At 66.8% G+C, this 1,530-nt stretch carries 2 protein-coding genes and 1 pseudogene; 2 read left to right on the plus strand and 1 reads right to left on the minus strand.

What is annotated here, in order from left to right; all coding sequences use genetic code 11:
• Positions 1–94 precede the first annotated feature (94 nt).
• Both ABT360_RS35265 and ABT360_RS35270 read left to right on the plus strand, forming a co-directional pair.
• Positions 95–463: pseudogene (locus ABT360_RS35265) on the plus strand (TetR/AcrR family transcriptional regulator); the annotation flags it as partial.
• A gap of 65 nt (positions 464–528) precedes the next feature.
• The gene (locus ABT360_RS35270) at positions 529–846 is read left to right on the plus strand and encodes an immunity 53 family protein (RefSeq protein ID WP_351825837.1); all 318 of its coding nucleotides are present in this window, start codon (positions 529–531) and stop codon (positions 844–846) included.
• 301 nt (positions 847–1,147) lie between these two features.
• Here ABT360_RS35270 and ABT360_RS35275 read toward each other — a convergent pair.
• Positions 1,148–1,530, minus strand: a 383-nt coding sequence (locus ABT360_RS35275; RefSeq protein ID WP_351825839.1) for a LysE family translocator, incomplete at its 5' end; no start/stop codon positions are given.

Here is a 1,530-nt window from a genome sequence, read left to right on the forward strand (position 1 = left end):
AGGCAGAGTCGGTCCGCCATTTCGGCACGGCGGGTACGCGGATCCGTCCCACGCTTGGCGCCCTGACCGCCCTTTGACCGCCTTGTGAACCACGGCCGCGGTCTGGGGACGCTACGCCTCAGGCGGCACCGGTTCCCGGCTGGTCATGGAAGAGGGGCTGCAAGCTCTGCGCGCCTCGGGACTGCCCGACGAGGAGATCCCGGCGCGCTACCACCGGATCGCGGTCCTCATCGCCGCACTGATCGCCTCCGAGGCCGGGGTCAGCACCGTCACCCCCGAAGAGTACGAACAGGGCATGGAGCTGTTCCGCGTCGCGGTACTCGGCGCCGACCCCGAACGCCCGCCGGCCCTGGCGCAGTTCGCCCGCGACGTCCGCCCCCTCGGGGTGGACCGCCGCGCCACGTTCGAAGAGATCCTCGCCGCCCAACTCGCTCACATCGAGAACACCATCTCCCCGAGCTAGTGACCTGACCGGGAAGGTTCACCGGGCGCGTCGGTCCGCGTGTGGTTCGCCTATCATTCGCGTCCATGTCCGGGTCCGAGCACGTCCTTGAGTGGTTGCAGAGCTGGTACGCCTTGCAGTGTGATGGCGACTGGGAACATGAATGGGGCGTGAGGATCGAGACGCTCGACAACCCGGGGTGGCTCGTCAAGATCAATCTTGAGGAGACGGAGTTGGCTGACCGGGAGCATCCCCGTCAGCGCGTCACTCGAGACGAGCATGACTGGGTGATGGCGTGGACGTCCGAGCAGACGTTTCACATCGCCTGCGGCCCCGGCAATCTGACCGAGGCACTCTCGTTGTTCCGGAGTTGGGCGTCCGAGAATGTCGCGGAAGAGCTCTGACCGCGGGACCTCACGCCGCGAGCGCGGGCCTGCCACCCCAACGGATGCTGGATGCCCTTCCCGCTGCGGATGCGAGCGCGCCCCGATGTCGTGGGCGGCGACCGCGGTTACGACCACAACAACCCAACACTGGGTCGAGGAGGGCTCATCCACTCAGGTCAGGACGCGTGCAGCCCCATCGACGCAGGTCAGCGTCACTAGGTAGACACCTTCAAGGCGAACTGCCCGACCTTCAGCACGTCAGCCAGGACGTGTCCCGCCGATCACAACAGCACTGGTCACGCAGGCGCACGTGCATGGCTCAGGCCGAGACAGGGGTACGGGACAGGGCTGTGCGCAGCGCGAAGACACCGAGCAAGCCGCCTGCCGCGAACCGCTGAGCGGTCATCACGCGGGGCCGGGCAGCCAGAAACCCCGACACCCGTGCCGCGCCCAACATGATCAGAGCGTTCACCGAGATCCCCACGATGATCTGCACACCACCGAGCTGCAGCAGTTGCGCCCACGCCGGACCCGCCTGCGGGTCCATGAACTGGGGCAGAAGAGCGGCGTACATGAGAGCGATCTTGGGGTTGAGCAGGTTGGTCAGGAGTCCCATCGAGGAGCCGTCCCTGCTCGGCTTGTCCATGTAGCGCAGCGGGGTGCCGTTGCCGCGGATGTCGATCTTCTCGCCGACCAGGTAGT

Origin of the sequence: Streptomyces sp. NPDC000229 (genome assembly GCF_040300825.1) — a bacterium.
Classification (GTDB): domain Bacteria; phylum Actinomycetota; class Actinomycetes; order Streptomycetales; family Streptomycetaceae; genus Streptomyces.